Origin of the sequence: Oceanobacillus polygoni, assembly GCF_008304605.1 — a bacterium.
Classification (GTDB): Bacteria; Bacillota; Bacilli; order Bacillales; family Amphibacillaceae; genus Oceanobacillus; species Oceanobacillus polygoni.
The window spans coordinates 67,856-87,780 of record NZ_PIJY01000024.1; the positions used below are offsets into that span (position 1 = coordinate 67,856).

Sequence of the window (19,925 nt, forward strand, 5' to 3'; positions counted from 1 at the left end):
TTACTTATGTCTTAAATCCTTGGTATTTTGATGTTCCAGCATATCTATTTTCTTTTGTAGTTCGATAATTTGCTGCTGCATCAATTCAAACTGCTGATCCATCTGTGTTTTTTCTTGATTCACCTGGACTTCTCCATCTTTTTCTTGTTCAAGTGCAATGAAAGCACCTAAAATTGCTATATTACCTCCAATGACACTAATTATCTCACCAAGAAAAGTTAGCTTATCACCGAAATTTGCAGGGAGGTCACGATATGAATTTCGCTCCATCTTAATTACCTCCTGAGAATTAAGTTATGTAATAGCATATGTTTCATGTACTCTTGAGTTTCGCACCTTGAAAAAACAATAAATAAGCAATAATAGCCCGCATAAACTGGACTTTGGTTATTGTTTATATAGATGCATTAGGTAGAAATAAGAAAGGAATAGAGATATACATACGACATCAAATTCAAGGTAATGTAGTCGCAGAACAATTAAGTAGGATGGGATATATTGGTCCATTTACAAGTGAAGAGGTCAAACGAAAACGACATAGGTGAGCGGGTGGCCTTGGAAGTTGGGCAGTAGAAGTAGTGCATGAGAAGAACCGTAGTAACATTTTAGGGGGGAGTGGTTAGAAACAAAGGCTTTCTGCCGCAGAGAAAACCACCCGTTCGCACGGGTGGTTTTTAATCGTTATTTTACCTCGCCCTCTGTTTGTGTTGCTACAAAGGTCCAAGTGAGATCTAAAGAATCTCCTTGGAATTCGTTCTGATCTTCTCCGTTATCGACGAAGTTGAACTTGACAAAAAGATCGTGTGTTGTCCCGACCGGTAATCCCTTATCGCCAAGATCTGGATAGAAAATATTTTCATTAATTGCTTCTGGCGTCATGTCTTGTAGTTCAGCCAAGGTTGTTTTGTAAATTACTTCATCTAAGTTGTTGACGTTATAAAGAAATTCTACTTCGATATGTTCTCCAAAATCGCTTGAATTATTTCCCTCTGCATCAATTACGGAATAGTCTGTTTCCAAATACACCGTGTCTATATCTAGGGAACCATTGTTATGCAATTCAAACGTACGAACCATTGAGTCACCAGGCTTCAAATTGTCAACATCGATCAAAGTTGACGGCTCGGTCGATAAATCTAGTGTTCCTGCGGCGAACGTACTATTTGTCTCTGCACTGCTACTAAAATAAGCGAATGTTCCTCCCCCGATTAAAGTTAGGCCTAATACTGCAGTTGTGATACCCATGCCAATCTGTTTTTTAAAACTCATTATAATTCCTCCTCATAATATTGTGTTATGTTGATGCCTCATCCGTTTTCGTTACCCCGATGTGGAAATGGGACCGCTTTATCATTGGCTATCTGTTCTTTATCCTTTGGCGGCTCGATTTGTTTTAGTGCATGCCAAAGGATGATAATTGCGTAGGCAAGTAGTAAAAATCCTGGCAAGATTAATAGTAAAACAGCACCTTGTTCCGTATTAGCAAAGTGAGCTACATAACCGGCATACGGAACCGTAAATCCTGTATATTTTCCGACGATATTTTCAGCTAGCACGGGCTCTGTATCAGTAGCGTTATTATTATCCCCTTTGGTAATATACTGCTGGGCATTATTTTGGACTTCGTGAATTCGATGGGTGATGAGAATCTCATCAGAGCTTTTGTAAGTGATGACATCTCCTGTCTTAAACTGGGTTTCACCATTGGTAGGATCGATCAAAATAATGGATCCAGTTTGGATGTCAGGTTCCATGGATCCTGACAAGACCGTTTTTAATTGGTACCCAAAAACATTTGGCTCCTCATCAGCTACCTGGGTAGAGATGACAGCGAATAAGGTGATAATTAGTAAAATAAACATTAAAGCTGTTGTAAGTCTGCTGATGAGTTTCTTGGTTTTTCTCCACATAGTGATTGATCACTCCGGTACTATTTTGTTATCATTATATAGTTTATTTTTGCTTTATTTTGAAAATAGATTGTTTCATTGCATTCTGCTGTTTATTTATCCTCATTCTCGTCCTCATTCATTTTTGACTCAGAATCAACAACTTCCGATTGGTGCTCTTCTTTTGCATCAATATTATCTTGCTCTTGCTCAATAGTGTCGGCGGTTTCATCTTCTGCTTGATTGGAATCGCTCGTTGCTGATTGTTGTCCCACGTCGTTATCGGAATTTACTACGTCATCTTGTCCTTCCGATTGTTTAAACATGTTATCAGCGGTTATCCTTCCTTCCATTGTTTGCGTATCGTGGAAAGATGCTGCTGTCGGTGATGAGAATAGGGTGACGAAACAAATTAACAGATATGAAATGACGAGTAGGTTGAATGGAATGCCCATTTTCTTTTTTTTAAAGCTTCGTTTCGTTTTTGTTAGACGAAAGCTCCCCATTTTATTCACTCCTGATTACATATTCCATGTACTAGAACCTGTTAAAAAGAAAGATTGATCGTTCAAGGACTCGTGATTCTAATATTACCCTCTGTGACGGGTCACGACCTGTCACAGAGAGTGCCTTGCCTGATAAACTTAAAAATCTACTGCCATAACTTGATTAATTGATCAGACTGATTGCTGAGAATGTCAAACGCTTTATCAGAGATCAACCCATTTTTTTGCTGACTGTTAAGTAAATACTTAAATGTTTCCATGTGTTTAACGACTTTTTCCGAGGCCTGTTGATTCTCGTAAAGACTAACTGCAGTTAAATGTGTCTTTAAAGAACGCGCAGCTTGATCATTTTGGAATTCTCCATCTATCTCGTACTGTTCAACAAGGTTTTTCATATATTCTGCACTTATATAGGATAGACCGTAGCCCAAGCTATAGTCATCACCCTTCACGTTGGTGTAAGCATATTCAAATGTCTCGGCGTATCCAGGTACGTCCGATGCGTTGTTAATTACAGCTTCCACATCGGCTGGCACTGTGAATGGTAGTTTACCAGTTGGGTTGAACTTGCCGCGAATGACATCAACAATGGCGTCAGGAGTAGTATTGAATGTAGCCAACACTGCATCTGCACCCGGCTCAATTTCATTGATCAACCATGGGTTTGTCATATTGACACCTAGAATAGTAGTATCCACCTGTTCTTGCAGATAGAGGATTCGCTCGGAATCAATCTGTGTGTCGGAATCCATATTCAACTCAACCGATGGTGGATCTCCCAAGGTGTCGTCTTCTCTCCAGCTTAGCGACGGAATCACGTAGATGTAAGCATGAGTCGCTTCCTCTGGGGAGTGCACAATCTCAATCGATGGGTCTGCCAACGCGATGGAATCAGCCAAATCTTCACTTGCTTCCGCTGACCTCTCCTCACCTTTCTGGAAGACCTCGACGTAAAGCTTAACGTTCTCAACCTCATCGTCTGTAATCGGTAAAACTTGTCCGCTCGCATCGTTATCATTGCGCAACAGGACGATAGACTTACGGTGAGCTTTGTCAGCAATTGCCTGAGACTCAGGATCATCGCCAATTTGTTGGGCCAGCTCTGGATCTACGTACGGATTCTCGAACAGACCAAGGTCATACATCTCAGTTAGCAAGGGAGAGATGGAATTGTCAATTTCGGACTCGTCTACTAGACCAGTATTGATGGCCTCTATTAATGGTGCAACATCGCTACCTCCAGAGAATAGGGCGGTTCCGGCATTAATCGCCTTGGCATAACGTTCTGGTTCGGTCAAGTCTTCAACGCCCCAAATACGTTCACTAATGATGCCTGTATCAGAATTTACATAACCGTTAAATCCTAACTCGTCACGCAATAGACCTTGAAGCATACCCTCGTTATAGGCGAATGCTACCTCCTCAAACTGTTGGTCATCGGAGAACCACAGGTGCTCGGGCAGTTGAACCGCGCTGGGTTCATTCACTGGCATGGCATAGTACGGCATAATTGATGTTGTACCAGCTTCTATAGCTGCCTCGAACGGAGGGAGATGGTATTGATACAAGCTACCTTCTGTCGGGTATTCGTTCGTTTTCCCCCATTCATGGTGCGGGTCCGTACCTTCTAAACGTGGCCCACCGCCAGCGAAATGCTTAATGGTTAGCGAGACACTATTTTCATTTAATTCTTCACCCTGAAATCCTTCGACGATCGAGGTAATCATGTTGGAAACAAGCTCGGGATCCTCACCGAAGGTACCATCAGTACGCGTCCAACGTGGCTCAGTCAATAAATCTGCCATATATCCGTAGATCTTATGCATACCAGCGGCACGCCACTCATTGGCAGCAATTTCAGCGAATTCCTTAACCAGCTCAGGGTCCTGAGTAGCTGCCAAGCCAAGCTCGCCTGGCCAGGTAGATAGCTGTCCACCGGCTTCTGAGTGGCCGAATGTCGCATTAGGATTGACGTGATTACGAGGATTTGAGGTCATTATAACCGGTATCCCCAAACGAGAAGCTTCGCCAAGTTCCTGAAACTCGTTATTGCGGATAGCTAAATCACGTGGCTCCGGGTCATCGCGAATGATAAAATAGCGCAAGTGGTCCTCAGTTAGGCTTATTCTACTCGAATTGTTATTGAGACTGGAGATAAGCATCAAACCGGCTTTCTCCTCTACAGTCATCTGTTCAATGAGATCTGTGACGCGTTCATTGGTAGGTAAGCGCCAATCCTCGTATGCGTCAAGAGATCCGTTACCGTTAAGGTCGCGGAACTCTTGCTGATCAATGGTGATACTGGGTTTCACTCGAACCTCGATTTCAGGAGAGGTGTTGGAGTTACCCGGGGTTGCCGCAACAACACTACTTGTGAGACCCAATGTGAGAGCGACGATTAATATAAGAGCGGGCTTTACGATCTTCTTTGAATTTTTAGGCTTTACAAACATTTATACTCCTCCTTTATATAATTTAAGCGCTTTCAATGTATGGTACATAAACTAATCACTTCTGACATTTCTCTTCATTCGAAGTTTGTTTTATAAACAAACTATCCAATAAGATTTAACTAAAAAGATAAAGGATTACCTTATTTCCTCTCAATATCCGTACTTTATCTAGAAATAATCCTGTGTTACAACATTTTTCACTCCTTTCAAATTATTTAAGCGTTTACATAGTTGTGAACATAGACTGATTACTACGAACCTCCCTTCTAATTTGATAGTTTGTTTTGCGAATAAACTAACAAATTAGATTTATCTTAATAGATAATCTGTTATAAAGCAATAATAATTTTTAATATTTACAAAAAACAGATATAAATACCTATAAGAGATTTGATCATAATTTTCATTTTATCCAATCCTGTTTCTTGCCTAACGAAATACTACCAACGAAGTACGGAAATCATTCACGGCTCGACTATATATATTGAACCGTGAAAAAAGAACTATTGAAGATGCTAAAAATGGAGAAAGGAGTTAAAGCCTGTTTAGAAGTTCTTTTTTTATGTTATTCAAATGGAATAATACCTAAACGAAGTTATACCAAATGGATTTTAAACGGTATTAATGATGTAAAATAACTGTATCAATTTGAAGCGTTTTTAATAGTTTACAAATGCTTGTTTTTTAAACATGTCCCTGTTATAATACACATAACAATTAAATACTTTCTTATTTTAGATTTGTAAAGTAAGGGTAGAGGTGCAAAGACCATAAGTACTTACATGGAGGAGAATGAGCTCTGACGAAATGTAAGGGAAGGGGGATTTGCCGAAGTGGAAAGAAGACTCATCTTCTGAAGCTGGGCCTGTTATCAAATAGATACAGGACTGTCATATAGGGTACTATATGGAGGGCTATCAAGCTTAGAACGATAAAGAATGTTCTATAAGCGGCAGCGAGCTCTCTCGTTGCTGCTTTTTAATTTGGTCCTCCGCACCGATAAAATAATAGGATGAAAAGGGTGTGTCGATATGTATTTTGGTAATGTATTAACGGCAATGGTTACTCCATTTAATGAGGCTGGAGAAATTGATTTTGAGCGGACTAAAGGGTTAGTTAATTATTTGATAGCGAATGGTACAGAAGGTTTAGTGGTTGCTGGTACAACGGGAGAATCACCTACACTTTCCAATGATGAAAAACTGAAACTTTTTCAAACGGTAGTAGAAGAAGTAAATGGAAGGATTCCTGTAATTGCAGGAACTGGATCAAATAATACAAGAGCATCTATCGAACTAACGAAAGAGGCAGCGGCTACAGGTGTTGATGGGATTATGCTTGTTGCTCCTTACTATAATAAACCGTCACAAGAAGGCATGTATCAGCACTTCAGAGCGATTGCAGAAAGTACAGCACTACCTGTCATGCTTTATAATATCCCTGGTAGAAGTGTGGTAAATATGGAATTAGAAACAATTGTCCGTCTTTCTGAAATCCCAAACATTGTTTCGGTAAAAGAGGCTAGTGCCGATTTAGATAAGGTTTCGGAGATTATCAGCCATACTTCTGATAATTTCAGTGTTTATAGTGGTGATGATAGTCTTACATTACCAACCCTTGCGGTAGGAGGGACAGGCGTTGTGTCTGTGGCATCGCATGTAATTGGTAACGAAATGAAAGAAATGGTCCAGCTTTTCAAGAATGGTGATGTAGCCAATGCTAGTGCTATACACCGACATATTTTGCCGGTAATGAAAGCATTATTTTCAGCTCCGAGCCCTACCCCAGTAAAAGAAGCACTAAACCATATTGGAGTCCCAGTTGGTGGTGTGCGCTTACCGCTTGTACCATTAACGGAATCAGAACAGGAATCAATTTATAAATTAGTAGCAGTCTACGAAGTGAAAAAAGCTGTTGGATATTAATTTAAAAAAGGAGTAAGCAGGGATGCTTATTCCTTTTTTTGGCAGATAGAGGATGGGACATAACTAAAGTACTTAATGTTAAAGACGAACGATGTACAAACTTAGCGGAGTATATTTTCGGAGCGATTTATTTGCATCAATCATGTTCGGTTTTTATTTCATAAAAATACTTTTGTCCCAGCCTCTAAACTTTCCTTTTTCCCTAAGTGAAATTACGATTCGCTTAGGGAATTTTAATGTGCTATTAGCTTACCGAAAGCATTAAAAAACTAACTTCTCAATGCTTAACAATGTATAATAAAAGTAGCAATTAACTGTTAACGAGGAGGAATGCAAATGGACCGAAAAATTCTCGTATCGTATGATGGTTCAGCTAGTAGTAAAAAGGCGATTGAAGAGGCAAAAATTCAGGCCTCTCTTCCAGCTAAAGCAGAAGTTCATGTTATTTCAGTTGTGACACCGGGAATTAAAAGTAACGATACAGCTATTGCGGGTAATATATCCATGTCAGATGCAGAATTTCTTCTACCGGGATTACAACAAATTAAAAAGGAAATGGAAGCATCAGGAATTGTTACGGTAACGGACATTAGGACGGATTTTTCACAAAGTAATCCTGGGAAGTCGATATGTGAATATGCTTTAGCTAATGACATCGATTTAATCATTGTAGGTAATCGTGGGATTAGTAATATGAAGAGTCTTCTGTTAGGTAGTGTAAGCAATACGATTGTACACAACGCTAAATGCCCCGTTTTGATTGTTAAATAATCGATTTAATAGGACTAGGTTAAGTAAAGCCTGTTTGAGCATGGATTTTTTTGAATTTACTAAACGAAAGTAAGAAAAAGGACGAATAGTAAAATGAAAAGCAACAGAATAAAGGAGTATGAATATGGCTGAATTAAACTATGAAATTATAGAAACGCTTGCTGTTATTTCGGAATCTCCAAAAGGATGGACGAAGGAACTAAATGTAATCAGTTGGAATGGACGCCCACCAAAATATGATTTACGTGACTGGGCACCAGGTAAGGAAAAGATGGGAAAAGGTGTAACATTAACAAAAGAAGAACTCGTTCAATTAAAGGAAGCATTAACACGTTTAGACACGCTTTCGTAATTTAAAGATTATGTGAAATTATTATCATGGGATACAGATAAGGATTCGTATAATAGATATAAAGATAAATGAAAAGTTGGAGATGCGATGAAAGAGATCATTATTACCCTTGCAGAAATTGTAAATAATATCCATGATATCCTTACAGATATGTTTGGCTTACATATGACAGATAAAGAACTCCATTTTTGGGTGATGGGTTTTATCGGAATGGCGATTTTCTTTTTTGTCTATATCTTTTTCAAACTACTGGAAAAGCTTAAATGGAGTACAACAATATTTTCTTTCGTATATACATTTACGATTATGATTGTTATCGTTTTTGCGATAGAATTGCAACAAGCGATTACGAATCGGGGAAACATGGAATTTGCTGATGCAGTGATGGGACTGTGGGGCTTTCTTGTTATGTTTTTTATCTATGCTGTAATTGCATGCGTTATTTACTTTGCTATAAAATTTATTAAAAAGTAGCAAAGATAAATCCAGAAAGAATGCACAACAAAGCGAGAGCTTGTTGTGCATTTTTTACGTTTTTCATCCCATTATGTTGATTTGCATTCCTCAAAGTAAGGGGCAAGCATTTCTTTAAGTACATTTGAACTATGCTTGAATTTCCCTTGCTCTTCTTCATTTAATTCAAGCTCGATAATTTCGCGTATTCCGTTTCGATTGATAACAGCTGGTACGCCGATATAAACATGATCCTCGCCATACTTACCGTTTAAGTGAGCAGAAACGGTAAGAATTGAATTTTCGTTGGAAAAGATCGCTTTTGTAATCCGAACTAAGCTCATCGCAATTCCATAAAAAGTTGCTCCTTTATTTTTTATAATATAATAGGCGGCATCACGAACATTTATAAAAATCTCATCAAGGTCTTCAAGCATGTATTCCTCTTTATGATCGATAAACGTTTTTATCGGCATCGTTCCAATCGTAGCTGTACTGTAAACGGGCAGCTCACTATCTCCATGCTCTCCAATTATATAGGCATGAATATTACTCGGAGACACTTGGAAATATTCCCCGAGAGAAAAACGAAAACGAGCAGTGTCTAAAATCGTACCAGAACCAATTACCCGCTCCTTTGGAAGCCCACTGAATTTCCAGGTTGCATAGGTGAGAATATCAACAGGGTTTGTAGCAACAAGAAATATCCCATTAAAACCACTAGTCATCACTTGTTCCACTATGCTTTTAAATATTTTTAGGTTTTTATCAACAAGATCAAGTCTCGTTTCACCAGGTTGCTGATTAGCCCCAGCACAAATAACGATTAAATCAATATTTGAACAATCTTTATATGTGCCATAACGAATGTTCATCGGGCTAGGTGCAAAACCTTTCCCATGGTTTAAATCAATGACATCCCCTTTAGCCTTATTCTCATTTACATCAATCATAACCAGATCATTGACAACACCTTGATTCATTAATGCAAATGCATAGCTTGAACCAACAAGTCCTGTTCCAATTAAAGCAACGCGACGAATCCGAACATCCTGATCGAGCATTGTTAACCGACCTCCATACGTACAATGTGCTACAAGTAGTATACCTTTATCCTGTTTCTTTAAAACGAAAGGATGGATTGGACAGGAAAGGCATCGGAATATAAAGATCATGAATAAAAAGCGGTGTCTGAGCAATTACTGGCGAGGCTTATCTATATGAGATTAATCTTATATGGATTAGCCTTATTATGATTAAATGCATACAAAATCGACATTTATGTTAACGCCATAGCTATACATTTACTTCGTCAAATCAAATCATGTATACTTATGTGAAGATGTTCACTAAAAAGTTTAGTGTTAGGAGGGGAATCAATGGACAGGCTGAAGAAAATAGTAGCAGAACAGAAAGGAAAGCTCGTACTTTTTGTTGTGCTTGCGGTTCTTTCTGCAATTGCTATTATCGGTCAAGGTTATTTATTTGTAATGATAATTGACCGCGTTTTCCTAAAAGGCTATTCATTTTCAGAAATAAGCCCATTGATAATTGGCTTAATTGTAGCGCTTCTACTACGGACAGGACTCAATTATCTGAATGGAAGAACAGGCATAAGAATGGCTACTATTGCTAAAAGAGCGCTTCGAAGTCAATTTGTACATACATTTTCAAGAAACCCGATGCAGGCATCGTTAGAAGGTCAATCAGGCAGGAAGGTTGGGCTGCTATTGGATACGGTAGATGAAATTGATTCTTATTTTAGCAGCTACATTCCACAAGCTATCCAATCAACGATTGTACCGCTTTTCATTCTTGTTGTTATTTTTATGGAACATATGGCAACAGGAATTATAATCTTAGTTACCGCACCATTTATTCCCATATTTATGATTATTATTGGTTTTAATACGAAAGACAAATCCGAGCAGCAGCTAGATAAGATGAATGCTTTCTCTGGCACGTTTCTCGATACGTTACAAGGGTTAACGACTTTGAAATTATTTGGACAATCTAAAGAACAAGAGAAAACCATTCGGAAAAGCAGCTTAGATTTCCGTGATGCGACGATGGAAGTACTTAAAATTGCATTTACGAATTCCTTGGCGTTAGAATTCATTTCGATGTTAAGTATTGGTCTTATCGCATTGGAAGTTGCTGTTCGAATGATTATTTTTCAAGATATCATGTTTTTTACTGGCTTTTTAATGCTTATTCTTGCTCCAGAGTTTTATACGAAATTAAAGGAGCTGGGAAATTCATTTCATACCGGTAGGACAAGCATGGCGGCAGCGAATAAATTAGATGAAGAGCTTTCGACACTCGAAGATGATGAGGCTGGGTGGGGAGAAATGCCTTTGGCGAAAAATAAGCCGCCACATATTAAAGTAGGTAATGCAGGATTTTCATACGAGGAAGGTGGATTTGCGTTAAAACATATCGACTTAGAAATCGAAGCCTTTAATCAAATTGCGATTATCGGAAAAACAGGATCAGGCAAAACGACATTATTGCATATGCTTGCTGGACTTGTCCCACTTACAGCAGGAACGATTCAAGTAAATGAAACTACCTTAAGGCAATACAGTGAGAAGGATTGGTTTGATCAATTAAGTTATATTTCACAAAATCCATATATATTCTCAGGTACGGTTGCAGAAAATATTGCAATCGGTTCTACAAAAAGCGCAAATCAAGAAGAAATAATAATAGCAGCTGAGAAGGCTGGGATTAATCGTTTAGTCGAGTCACTTGAAAGTGGATACGATACATCAATCGGTGAAGGTGGAAGAGGCCTTTCTGGCGGAGAGAAGCAGCGAATAGCACTTGCTAGAGCCTTTCTCAAACGACCGTCTGTCATTTTCTTTGATGAGCCGACAACAGGTCTTGATTTGCAAACGGAACAAATCCTTCAAAAATCAATGCAGGAGTTAGGAAAACATTCAACCGTTATTACGGTTGCTCACCGACTTCATACTATTCAAAAGGCTGATAAAATAGTGCTTTTAGATAATGGTGAAGTTAAGGCAGTAGGTAAACATGATGAATTATTGACGACGGTAGAAGCCTATCGGAATATGGTGACTGTACAGCAGGGAGGGATGACAAAATGAAGGGATTACGTTCTGTCATCAAGATCGTGTTGCAGGAAAAAAAAGATGTTATTTTTTCAATTACGTGTGGCTTTCTGGCTGGAGTAACTGCGGTTGGGCTATTTTCATCGAGTGGTTACTTAATATCCAAAGCAGCTTTAGTACCGCCAATATATTCCTTGATGGTACTCGTTGCAATCGTGAAGTTACTTGGGATTATATCGGCATTAAGTCGTTATGGTGAAAGGTATTTTTCACATCGAGCGACATTTACAATGCTTAGTAATTTGCGTATTTCGTTTTATAAAAAAATGGAGCCACTTGCACCAACTATTTTCCAAAGTCATCGTAGTGGAGACCTACTTGCACGTATTGTTGGCGATGTAGAAACGCTGCAAAACTACTTTTTACGTGTTTTTTACCCACCGATTGTGCTTGTTCTCGTATTTCTTGTCACGATTCTTTTCACGGCTTATTTCTCTATCGAAACAGCTTTACTTCTATTTCTTGGGCTGTTATTAACGACGTTTGTTGTTCCATTCGTCATCGGTATGAAGCAACGGAAAATTGATTATCGGGTGAGGGAAACGAGAGGAGACTTATCGACGGAGGTTACAGAATTTCTTTACGGCTTTCGCGATTTAAAAATATATCAGCAAGTAAATAACAAAGAGGAAGCGTTATTTAATTCAGCGGATACGTATTTGTTAGAGCAAGAGCGTGAAAATGTGCATCGCCTATTTAGTGAATCGGCAAATACGTTTCTATCACTTCTTGTTTCTGTTTCCGTGTTAACGGTAGGTGCTTATTTTGTCTCGGAACATCAGCTAGACGGGTTATTTCTTGCAATGCTTGTGATGGTATCCTTAACGATATTTGAAAATACATCACCAATGGCGGCATTCCCGAGCTATTTTCAAGAAAGTCGTCAGGCGGTAACAAGACTTGATGAGGTAACAGGTAGCGGAGAGAAAGAGAATACGGATTATTCATTAACAAAGCTAGACTTAAAAAGCGCTCCGTCCATTACATTTAATCAAGTATCCTTTGCTTTTCCAACTGAGGCGACTGATACATTAAAAAACATAACATTCCATTTACCTGCTGGTTCGAAAACGGCAATTGTTGGTCCGAGTGGATCTGGAAAGTCCACTATTATGCAGCTATTACTTAAATTGTACCAAGTGCATGAGGGGACTCTTTTTCTCAATGATCAATCGATAGCTGATTTAGAAGAGGAAAGCGTATGGAAGCATGCGAATGTTGTACTCCAGTCTAATCATTTTTTCTATGGGACGATTCGCGGTAATCTTGCACTAGCTAAAGAAAATGTAAACGACAATGAAATGATGGAGATTCTCCATGACGTACAGTTAAGTCACTTCGGATTGGACGATCAAGTTTTGGAAAAGGGAGAGAATCTTTCTGGTGGTGAAAAGCAACGTTTAGCACTAGCTCGAGCAATGCTAAAGCAAGCACCATTATGGCTGCTAGATGAACCAACCTCCTCGATAGACGCAGTAACAGAGGAACAGCTCTATAAGCAACTATTTGAGGTATCGAAGGATGATACGGTTGTTCTAATCAGTCATCGTTTAACAGGACTTGAGAACATGGATCAAATTATGGTAATGGATCAAGGTGAGATTGTAGAGTCTGGTACCTATGAAGAATTAATGGAAATCAAAGGGTACTTTTATCAAATGAAGGAAATCGAACAAAGTGTGTTTTTGGGAGATCATTAATAAATAGGTAACGAATAAAAAAGAAGCTGACGAGAGAATTTACTCTTCGCCAGCTTCTTTTGTAATTTCCTTTGTTACAGGTTTATCTTTACCGGCTCCCCAGAATGCAACCGCAACTGCAATTATAATGACGAGGATGGGAGCGACAAAAATTAGAAAATCATTAAACATTTAGCTCACTCCTTCTTATTCTTTATTCCCTGTACATACTTCTTATCGAAGAGGAATAGTCGCAATAATAAATACAAGGAAGGAATTAGTAAGGCTAGCCCGAGAATAAATACGAATACGAGTGAAATTGCCATTGCCGTATTCGTGAACCCTTCATAAATCGTTAGATGAGGATAAAGCAAATACGGGTAATGCGAAACTCCATACGCGAAAAATGCGAGTGCAAATTGACCAACGAGTAGCCAGAATGCGGTACCGTAATTTCTTCTCTTCCAGATGAGCCATACTGTTGCAAACCATAATATAAACGATAGTCCAAACATCCACCACAAATCCATGATACGTTCAAAGTGGGCTTCATTGTGAGAGCTTAATTCATAAACAATGCCACTAGCAGTGATAATTAATGGGACAGCCCAACCAAGTGCGTACTTACGCATTAAATCGGTTGCCTTTGTATCACCGGTTTTATATGCATACCACGTGAGGAACACAGCGGATATATATAATACAGCAACAATACTCAATGCAACAATAGACCAGGTCAATGGACTAGTAAATAATGCTGCGTAATCAAGCACTGGGTTATCATTCACGATGGATACAAATCCACCTTCTGAGATGGTTAGTACAATCGATAATGAAGCTGGAATTAATAATCCAGAAGCTCCATACATAAAGGCATATCCCTTATGACCTCGTGTTCCGTACGATTCAAACGCATAGTACGAACCTCGGATCGCCAGTAATATGAGCGCAATGCTTCCTGGAATCAGTAAAATCGTTCCGAAGTAATATGCCGATTGCGGAAAGAATCCAACAATCCCAACGAAAAAGAACACAAAGAATACATTCGTTACTTCCCAAACAGGAGAAAGATAACGCTGAATAATTTTGGATAAAATATGCTGCTTACCAGTTATGATACTTTGTGCGTTGAAAAATCCTGCACCGTAATCAATCGAACCGACGATGACATAGCCAAATAAAAATAACCAGAGTACGGAAATTCCAAGAACCTCTAAACTCATTCAGAATCACCACCTTGCTGTTTGGCGAGCACCTTTTCAATCGGATCGTTTTTAAACATTCGTCTTAGCACGACAACCGTACCAACACCTAAGATAAAATACAATCCAACGAAAAGGATAAACATGACACCAACATAATCGCTTGTTGTTGCAGCTTCTTCAATTGTCATTATTCCTCTGAGTATCCATGGATAGCGCCCGACTTCTGCCATCCACCAGCCAGCTTCAATTCCTAAGAATGACAATGGACCACCAAGAACAATGAGCCAGCGATACCAGGCTGCTTTAACGAAGGACCAGCGTCGTTTGATTCCAATCCAATAGATAAGAGAAAGGGCTAGCATGAACATACCGATTGTAACCATTAAGTCAAAATAATAATGGATAATTAATGGTGGCTGTTCCTCCACTGGAAATTGATCCAGCCCAATTACTTCTGCATTTGGATAACCGTGTGCAAGAATGCTTAATCCAAACGGAATTTGAAGTGCATAGTTTACTTCTTGATTTTCATCAAGCATTCCATAAAGAATGAGTGGTGCAGCTTCCTCTGTTTCAAAGTGCCATTCAGCTGCAGCTAGCTTCTCGGCCTGATATTCTGCTAAGTATTTTCCAGACAGGTCTCCAATTAACACAGCTGCAATGGAGAAGATAAGTCCGATTTTCATCGTCATGAACAGTGCTTTTTTATGGTATTCATGATTCGAACCTTTAAGCAACCTGAATGCTGCAATCGCTGCTAGCATAAATGCAACTGTCATATATGCCGTAGCGAGCACATGAGAAACCTTTGTTGGCATTGCTGCGGTAAACATTGCCGCAATTGGATTCGCATTTGCAAGTTGTCCATTAATGATATCGAATCCAGCTGGAGCATTCATAAACGCGTTAACAATCGTAATGAAGACAGCTGACATACCAGCTCCAAGTGCAACAGGGATTAGTAATAGTAAGTGTTTACGAGGATTATCAAAACGATCCCACGTATACAAATAAATCCCTAAGAAAATTGCCTCAAAGAAGAAAGCAAAAACTTCCATAAATAATGGCAATGCAATGATATTGCCAGCAAGCTCCATAAAGTTAGGCCATAACAGGGATAATTGTAAACCGATCGCAGTCCCTGTAACGACACCAACAGCAACCGTAACGACAAAGCCTTTAGCCCATCGTCTAGCCATTAGCATATAATGCATATCGTTTTTCTTAATTCCAACCCATTGTGCAATCATGATCATGAGTGGTACCCCAACACCGATCGTCGCGTAGATAATATGAAACGAAAGGGTTAAAATGGTTAATAATCTACTGGCAAATACCGGATCATCAAATAACAAATTAGATCTTCCTCCTTAACTTCTCAGGATGCACTGCCTAAGACTAGGTTCTATAGGCACATCTAAGTTTATTCTAACGTTTTGACGTATCAAAATGGAGACGAGTTATGACAAAATTTCTAACGCACCATGAACTAATTGTGAACTTATTAACATTTAATGAAAAAATATTAAAATGCTGATTTATACGTAGTAGTTTCCCCAAAAACGTTGCTGTTAATCTTTATTTTATTTGGAAGGTAAACTGGTTTTCCTTTTCAAAATTTCCTTTACGATATGTTCGCTCTACAAAAGTAACTTGATGATTGCGGTCGATTAATAAAACCGTTGAAGACCGTGTCCCATAATCGGCTGTTCGAATAAATAGTGGGGATAGCTTTCGTTCTAATTCAATCCCAACGCCCGTTTCTGGTAAGGCATCATCATCAGCCTCCTCTGCATCTGAAATAATGTCAAAAAGATCATCCATTTGAACTTTATTGTGTTGTTGCACATATTCTTGAAGCATTTGCCTTCCTTTTGTAACTTTTGGCCAGGGAGTATTTAGAAAATGATTGCTTAAGGCGTGTGTTCCTTTGGCAATTGGGGAAATCTCATCTTGAATATTATTGTAGTAATAAATCATCTCAGAATTTCCGACAAGCACATTAAAACCGACATAATTATCTTTTTGCTTACGTAGTAATTGTAAATATTCCTGTGGTGTAAGCTCACTTGTTAAATAGTCCGTTACAATTTCACCTCGAGATATTTTACCTTGTTGCTCCATTGAAGGGTCACGGTAGTTTGTCAAAGCTGCGAAACGACCAGCTTTGGTGATACCTAACCAAGTTCCCATTTGCATTAAATCTCTTCCTGCAAGTACCGTCGGATAATCTTCCCAAAAATGTGCACGAGCTGTTGGCCTTGCATAAAATTCATCTCGATTTGCCGCGATAATTAATTTATAGTTTGGATGGTTATGTAAATGAAAGTTGATTAAACACATACGAAGAGCCTCCATTCTTATTAAACGAGCTGTTAACATTTATCATTTTTCGCAAAAAATGCGAAATAATTACGATGATTCGAATTACAATTGAAATTATCAGGAAATACGTTTATAATATTCTATATATAACATATAATAAAGCAACCGTAAGTGCTGGAACACCTACGGTTGAATGTACAAATAGCTGCTACTCAGAAGAGGAGCTGGCTCAAATGGTAAGAAAACATAGACCATCACCTGGATTGCAGTCTCAAGGGAGGTCTATTTTTCTTTGTTCATAGCCAACAATGCGATTAAGGCGCCGAAGGAAATCATCAAAGAAATCGCTTCGAAAGTTGACATATGCATCACCCCCTTTCTTCTGAGGGTGAGCCGAACATACCGCCCCTGAGTGAGCCAAACTATTGTACAGACTATAGTATAGCACATACAATTAGATACAAAAAAGATTATCAAAGAAAGAACTGAATATTTTACCTATTGACAATGCAACCTTTTCTATCCATAATAGAAGTCAATATATTGAACGTTAATAAAGGACTACTATGCAGGACTTGCTATGCAAGAGAGCGGAATTTAGGAGCTGGAAGATTCCGTCATAGACAACCTGTAGAACCTACCTTTAGAGTCCCATGCCAATACATGGGCGCATCTCCAGCGTTATGGATGAAGTGGAATGTCTATACATTCAAGTAATGGTGGTACCGCGGAAGCAAGCTCTTTCGTCCTTATAATATAGGATGATTGGGCTTTTTTTGTGTTCATAAGGAAATACGTTTAATGGAGGTAATAGGAATGCGTAAGCAACGAATCGTAGTCAAAATAGGCAGTAGCTCACTAACAAATGATAAGGGTGAAATCGATCAGCAAAAACTAAATGATCATATTCACGCGCTGGCTGCGCTTCGAGAAGCAAATCATGAAGTTATCCTTGTATCTTCAGGTGCAATTGCAGCTGGCTTTAGAGGACTTGGTTATTCATCAAGACCAGTAACCGTGAAAGGAAAGCAAGCAGCGGCAGCAATTGGGCAAAGCTTGTTAATTCAAACTTATATGGAAAAATTCAGTGCCTACGGTATCACTGCAGCCCAATTATTATTAACTCGAGATGACCTTTCTGATCGCGAACGTTACCGAAATGCTTATGCAACAATGACCGAGCTGTTGGAGAGAGGCATACTTCCAATCATTAACGAAAATGATACGGTATCGATTGAAGAATTGACGTTTGGTGATAATGATATGCTATCAGCTTTAGTTAGTGGATTTATTCATGCCGACCAGCTCATTATTTTAACGGATATAAATGGAATATATAGTGGAAATCCAAGAACAAACCCTTCAGCAGTAAAGTACGATTCCATTGATGAAATAACCAACGAAATGATCGGTGCTGCAGATACAACTGGTTCGAAGGTTGGTACAGGTGGAATGAAATCAAAATTAATGGCGGCAAAAACGGCAACAAGGCTTGGAGTCCCTGTCTTTATCGGCCATGGAAAAGGAAGCGAAAAACTAATAGAAGTTTTAAAAGGAAATGGCGATGGTACGTATATTGCCGGCCATGTCAAGGCTCCTATCAATACAAGGAGACAGTGGATAGCGATCCACTCTGAATCGATGGGGAAACTTTATGTGGATAAAGGTGCAGAAGATGCGATATCCCATCATGGAAGCAGTCTTCTTTCAGCAGGTATTTTAAAAATCAGCGGTACCTTTCAAAAGGGAGATGTTGTCCAGGTTTATGGAATAAATGAGTTGCTTGGCAAAGGAGAAGTAAGCTGTTCATCAGTTGAATTACAACAGGCAATCAACGAACATATCGATAACGAGAAAGATTTTGCCACCTCTTCTATAGAGGTAATTCATCGTGATGGCTGGGTAGGTGTACAAAAAATCGGGGAGGAATTATCATGAGTGAAGTTGTTCTAAAAGGCAAGGCTGCAAAAAAAGCGAGTTATTTAATGACTGGAGTTACTACGGAAGAGAAAAATGAAGCATTAGCTTTAATCGCAGAGCAATTAATAATGGATCAGGAAATGTTGCTTATCGAAAATGAAAGGGATCTTGCAGCAGGTAAAGAAAAAGGGCTTTCTGATGCTGTTTTAGATCGGATTATGCTGAATCAAGAGCGTATTAAAGGAATTGCTGCTGCCATTCATCAAGTTATTGAGCTCCATGATCCAATTGGTGAAACCTTAGAATCGATTAACAAGGAAAATGGCCTAAATATCGAGAAAAAGCGGGTTCCAATTGGTGTTGTAGGTATCATTTATGAAGCTAGACCGAATGTGACAGTTGATGCAGCAACACTTACATTAAAAACTGGAAATGTGGTTATTTTGCGAGGGAGCTCTTCAGCTAAAAATTCGAATATTGCATTAATCAGTTCCATTCATCGTGCACTAGAGCGCAGTGCGCTTCCTGTTAATGCTGTGCAGTTAATTGAGGACACAAGCAGAGAAACAGCTCGTGAATTATTCCGCTTAAACGATTATTTAGATGTATTAATTCCAAGAGGCGGTAAAAACCTGATCGATACAGTTGTCCGAGAAGCTACTGTACCAGTAATTGAAACTGGCGCTGGGAACTGTCATATCTTTATTGATAAAACAGCTGAGAAAGAAATGGCAGAGCAAATTGTATTGAATGCAAAGCTGCAACGGCCATCTGTTTGTAATGCGATTGAATCTCTTTTAATCGATCCAGAATGGTTTCGTCAACACGGCAGCGACTTGTTGAAAAAACTGGAAGAGAATGGTGTACAAATTTATGCAGATGGGCAAATTCGTGAAGCTTATCCAACAGCTAACCAAGCAACGGAAGAAGACTGGTCGAGCGAATATCTTGGACTTTCCATTAGTGTTAAATTAGTGGATACGGTTGAAGAAGCTATCGGGCATATTAATCAATATGGAACGAGACATTCCGAGTCAATCATTACAGAGAATAGTAAACATGCCGAAATGTTCCTGCAGCATGTAGATGCGGCGGCTGTCTACCATAATGCATCCACGCGATTTACGGATGGTTTCGAATTTGGATATGGAGCAGAAATTGGAATCAGTACACAAAAGTTGCATGCAAGAGGTCCAATGGGGCTTGCGGCATTAACATCAAGTAAGTTTCAAATTAAAGGCAGCGGTCAAATTAGAAACTAAATTGTTCATACAAAGGGGCTGTTCCATGTTGGAGCAGCCCTTTTGTGT

19 protein-coding genes and 1 riboswitch are annotated in these 19,925 nt (G+C 39.1%); of the genes, 8 read left to right on the forward strand and 11 right to left on the reverse strand.

The features are described from left to right. The 5 genes from F1560_RS09565 to F1560_RS09585 form a co-directional block, all read right to left on the reverse strand. Entirely contained in the window at positions 1 to 270 is a 270-nt protein-coding gene (locus F1560_RS09565; protein WP_149474395.1) for a hypothetical protein, read from the reverse strand. A gap of 411 nt (positions 271 to 681) precedes the next feature. After that, positions 682 to 1,269, reverse strand: a complete 588-nt coding sequence (locus F1560_RS09570; RefSeq protein ID WP_149474396.1) for a CalY family protein — start codon at positions 1,267 to 1,269, stop codon at positions 682 to 684. Between the two features lie 38 nt (positions 1,270 to 1,307). After that, positions 1,308 to 1,910 carry a signal peptidase I SipW gene (sipW, locus tag F1560_RS09575; RefSeq protein WP_149474397.1) on the reverse strand — a complete coding sequence of 201 codons (603 nt, stop codon included), beginning with the start codon at positions 1,908 to 1,910 and terminating at the stop codon, positions 1,308 to 1,310. Between the two features lie 92 nt (positions 1,911 to 2,002). Next, positions 2,003 to 2,395, reverse strand: coding sequence for a hypothetical protein (locus F1560_RS09580; RefSeq protein WP_149474398.1), 393 nt, complete (start codon positions 2,393 to 2,395; stop codon positions 2,003 to 2,005). Positions 2,396 to 2,541: 146 nt separating this feature from the next. Next, positions 2,542 to 4,848, reverse strand: a complete 2,307-nt coding sequence (locus tag F1560_RS09585; protein WP_149474399.1) for a glycoside hydrolase family 3 protein — start codon at positions 4,846 to 4,848, stop codon at positions 2,542 to 2,544. Positions 4,849 to 5,594: 746 nt separating this feature from the next. Further along, positions 5,595 to 5,773: riboswitch (Lysine riboswitch) on the forward strand. 106 nt (positions 5,774 to 5,879) lie between these two features. Between F1560_RS09585 and dapA the strand changes: the two genes are divergently transcribed. The 4 genes from dapA to F1560_RS09605 all read left to right on the forward strand — a co-directional run bounded on the left by dapA (position 5,880) and on the right by F1560_RS09605 (position 8,370). After that, positions 5,880 to 6,773 (forward strand): 4-hydroxy-tetrahydrodipicolinate synthase, encoded by an 894-nt coding sequence (dapA, locus tag F1560_RS09590; RefSeq protein ID WP_149474400.1) that lies wholly within the window; start codon positions 5,880 to 5,882, stop codon positions 6,771 to 6,773. 336 nt (positions 6,774 to 7,109) lie between these two features. Next, on the forward strand, positions 7,110 to 7,544 hold the full coding sequence (locus tag F1560_RS09595; protein WP_187773682.1) for a universal stress protein: 435 nt from the start codon (positions 7,110 to 7,112) through the stop codon (positions 7,542 to 7,544). Positions 7,545 to 7,668: 124 nt separating this feature from the next. Beyond that, positions 7,669 to 7,896 (forward strand): YdbC family protein, encoded by a 228-nt coding sequence (locus tag F1560_RS09600; RefSeq protein ID WP_149474402.1) that lies wholly within the window; start codon positions 7,669 to 7,671, stop codon positions 7,894 to 7,896. Positions 7,897 to 7,983: 87 nt separating this feature from the next. Then, positions 7,984 to 8,370: a hypothetical protein gene (locus tag F1560_RS09605; RefSeq protein ID WP_149474403.1), complete on the forward strand. Its 387-nt coding sequence runs from the start codon at positions 7,984 to 7,986 to the stop codon at positions 8,368 to 8,370. Between the two features lie 71 nt (positions 8,371 to 8,441). Here F1560_RS09605 and F1560_RS09610 read toward each other — a convergent pair whose 3' ends face one another. Beyond that, on the reverse strand, positions 8,442 to 9,413 hold the full coding sequence (locus tag F1560_RS09610; protein ID WP_149474404.1) for an L-lactate dehydrogenase: 972 nt from the start codon (positions 9,411 to 9,413) through the stop codon (positions 8,442 to 8,444). A gap of 315 nt (positions 9,414 to 9,728) precedes the next feature. Between F1560_RS09610 and cydD the strand changes: the two genes are divergently transcribed. Both cydD and cydC read left to right on the forward strand, forming a co-directional pair. Continuing rightward, positions 9,729 to 11,462: a thiol reductant ABC exporter subunit CydD gene (gene cydD / locus F1560_RS09615; RefSeq protein WP_149474405.1), complete on the forward strand. Its 1,734-nt coding sequence runs from the start codon at positions 9,729 to 9,731 to the stop codon at positions 11,460 to 11,462. Next, positions 11,459 to 13,186: a thiol reductant ABC exporter subunit CydC gene (gene cydC / locus F1560_RS09620; protein WP_149474406.1), complete on the forward strand. Its 1,728-nt coding sequence runs from the start codon at positions 11,459 to 11,461 to the stop codon at positions 13,184 to 13,186. Before cydD ends, cydC begins: the two co-directional genes overlap by 4 nt. 39 nt (positions 13,187 to 13,225) lie before the next feature. Here cydC and cydS read toward each other — a convergent pair whose 3' ends face one another. The 5 genes from cydS to F1560_RS22745 all read right to left on the reverse strand — a co-directional run bounded on the left by cydS (position 13,226) and on the right by F1560_RS22745 (position 17,145). Then, a complete protein-coding gene (gene cydS / locus F1560_RS22575) occupies positions 13,226 to 13,357 on the reverse strand; it encodes a cytochrome bd oxidase small subunit CydS family protein (RefSeq protein WP_275955851.1) in 132 nt (43 codons plus the stop codon). Positions 13,358 to 13,362: 5 nt separating this feature from the next. Beyond that, a complete protein-coding gene (locus F1560_RS09625; RefSeq protein ID WP_149474407.1) occupies positions 13,363 to 14,388 on the reverse strand; it encodes a cytochrome d ubiquinol oxidase subunit II in 1,026 nt (341 codons plus the stop codon). Continuing rightward, positions 14,385 to 15,725, reverse strand: a complete 1,341-nt coding sequence (locus tag F1560_RS09630; protein WP_149474408.1) for a cytochrome ubiquinol oxidase subunit I — start codon at positions 15,723 to 15,725, stop codon at positions 14,385 to 14,387. Before F1560_RS09630 ends, F1560_RS09625 begins: the two co-directional genes overlap by 4 nt. A gap of 223 nt (positions 15,726 to 15,948) precedes the next feature. Further along, positions 15,949 to 16,713 carry an NRDE family protein gene (locus tag F1560_RS09635; protein WP_149474409.1) on the reverse strand — a complete coding sequence of 255 codons (765 nt, stop codon included), beginning with the start codon at positions 16,711 to 16,713 and terminating at the stop codon, positions 15,949 to 15,951. A 264-nt stretch (positions 16,714 to 16,977) separates the two neighbouring features. Continuing rightward, the gene (locus F1560_RS22745; RefSeq protein ID WP_425466044.1) at positions 16,978 to 17,145 is read right to left on the reverse strand and encodes a putative holin-like toxin; all 168 of its coding nucleotides are present in this window, start codon (positions 17,143 to 17,145) and stop codon (positions 16,978 to 16,980) included. Between the two features lie 366 nt (positions 17,146 to 17,511). Here F1560_RS22745 and proB point away from each other — a divergent pair, with 366 nt between their 5' ends. Together proB and F1560_RS09645 are read left to right on the forward strand one after the other, a co-directional pair. Continuing rightward, positions 17,512 to 18,633 (forward strand): glutamate 5-kinase, encoded by a 1,122-nt coding sequence (proB, locus tag F1560_RS09640; RefSeq protein ID WP_149474410.1) that lies wholly within the window; start codon positions 17,512 to 17,514, stop codon positions 18,631 to 18,633. Beyond that, positions 18,630 to 19,877: a glutamate-5-semialdehyde dehydrogenase gene (locus F1560_RS09645; RefSeq protein ID WP_149474411.1), complete on the forward strand. Its 1,248-nt coding sequence runs from the start codon at positions 18,630 to 18,632 to the stop codon at positions 19,875 to 19,877. The genes proB and F1560_RS09645 overlap by 4 nt, the downstream gene beginning before the upstream one ends. Positions 19,878 to 19,925: the final 48 nt, after the last annotated feature.

Coding starts and splice junctions, on each gene's coding strand:
- F1560_RS09565 (WP_149474395.1), bottom strand. CDS start 270: ATGGAGCGAAATTCATATCGTGACCTCCCTGCAAATTTCGGTGATAAG.
- F1560_RS09570 (WP_149474396.1), bottom strand. CDS start 1,269: ATGAGTTTTAAAAAACAGATTGGCATGGGTATCACAACTGCAGTATTA.
- sipW (WP_149474397.1), bottom strand. CDS start 1,910: ATGTGGAGAAAAACCAAGAAACTCATCAGCAGACTTACAACAGCTTTA.
- F1560_RS09580 (WP_149474398.1), bottom strand. CDS start 2,395: ATGGGGAGCTTTCGTCTAACAAAAACGAAACGAAGCTTTAAAAAAAAG.
- F1560_RS09585 (WP_149474399.1), bottom strand. CDS start 4,848: ATGTTTGTAAAGCCTAAAAATTCAAAGAAGATCGTAAAGCCCGCTCTT.
- dapA (WP_149474400.1), top strand. CDS start 5,880: ATGTATTTTGGTAATGTATTAACGGCAATGGTTACTCCATTTAATGAG.
- F1560_RS09595 (WP_187773682.1), top strand. CDS start 7,110: ATGGACCGAAAAATTCTCGTATCGTATGATGGTTCAGCTAGTAGTAAA.
- F1560_RS09600 (WP_149474402.1), top strand. CDS start 7,669: ATGGCTGAATTAAACTATGAAATTATAGAAACGCTTGCTGTTATTTCG.
- F1560_RS09605 (WP_149474403.1), top strand. CDS start 7,984: ATGAAAGAGATCATTATTACCCTTGCAGAAATTGTAAATAATATCCAT.
- F1560_RS09610 (WP_149474404.1), bottom strand. CDS start 9,413: ATGCTCGATCAGGATGTTCGGATTCGTCGCGTTGCTTTAATTGGAACA.
- cydD (WP_149474405.1), top strand. CDS start 9,729: ATGGACAGGCTGAAGAAAATAGTAGCAGAACAGAAAGGAAAGCTCGTA.
- cydC (WP_149474406.1), top strand. CDS start 11,459: ATGAAGGGATTACGTTCTGTCATCAAGATCGTGTTGCAGGAAAAAAAA.
- cydS (WP_275955851.1), bottom strand. CDS start 13,357: ATGTTTAATGATTTTCTAATTTTTGTCGCTCCCATCCTCGTCATTATA.
- F1560_RS09625 (WP_149474407.1), bottom strand. CDS start 14,388: ATGAGTTTAGAGGTTCTTGGAATTTCCGTACTCTGGTTATTTTTATTT.
- F1560_RS09635 (WP_149474409.1), bottom strand. CDS start 16,713: ATGTGTTTAATCAACTTTCATTTACATAACCATCCAAACTATAAATTA.
- F1560_RS22745 (WP_425466044.1), bottom strand. CDS start 17,145: ATGTGCTATACTATAGTCTGTACAATAGTTTGGCTCACTCAGGGGCGG.
- proB (WP_149474410.1), top strand. CDS start 17,512: ATGCGTAAGCAACGAATCGTAGTCAAAATAGGCAGTAGCTCACTAACA.
- F1560_RS09645 (WP_149474411.1), top strand. CDS start 18,630: ATGAGTGAAGTTGTTCTAAAAGGCAAGGCTGCAAAAAAAGCGAGTTAT.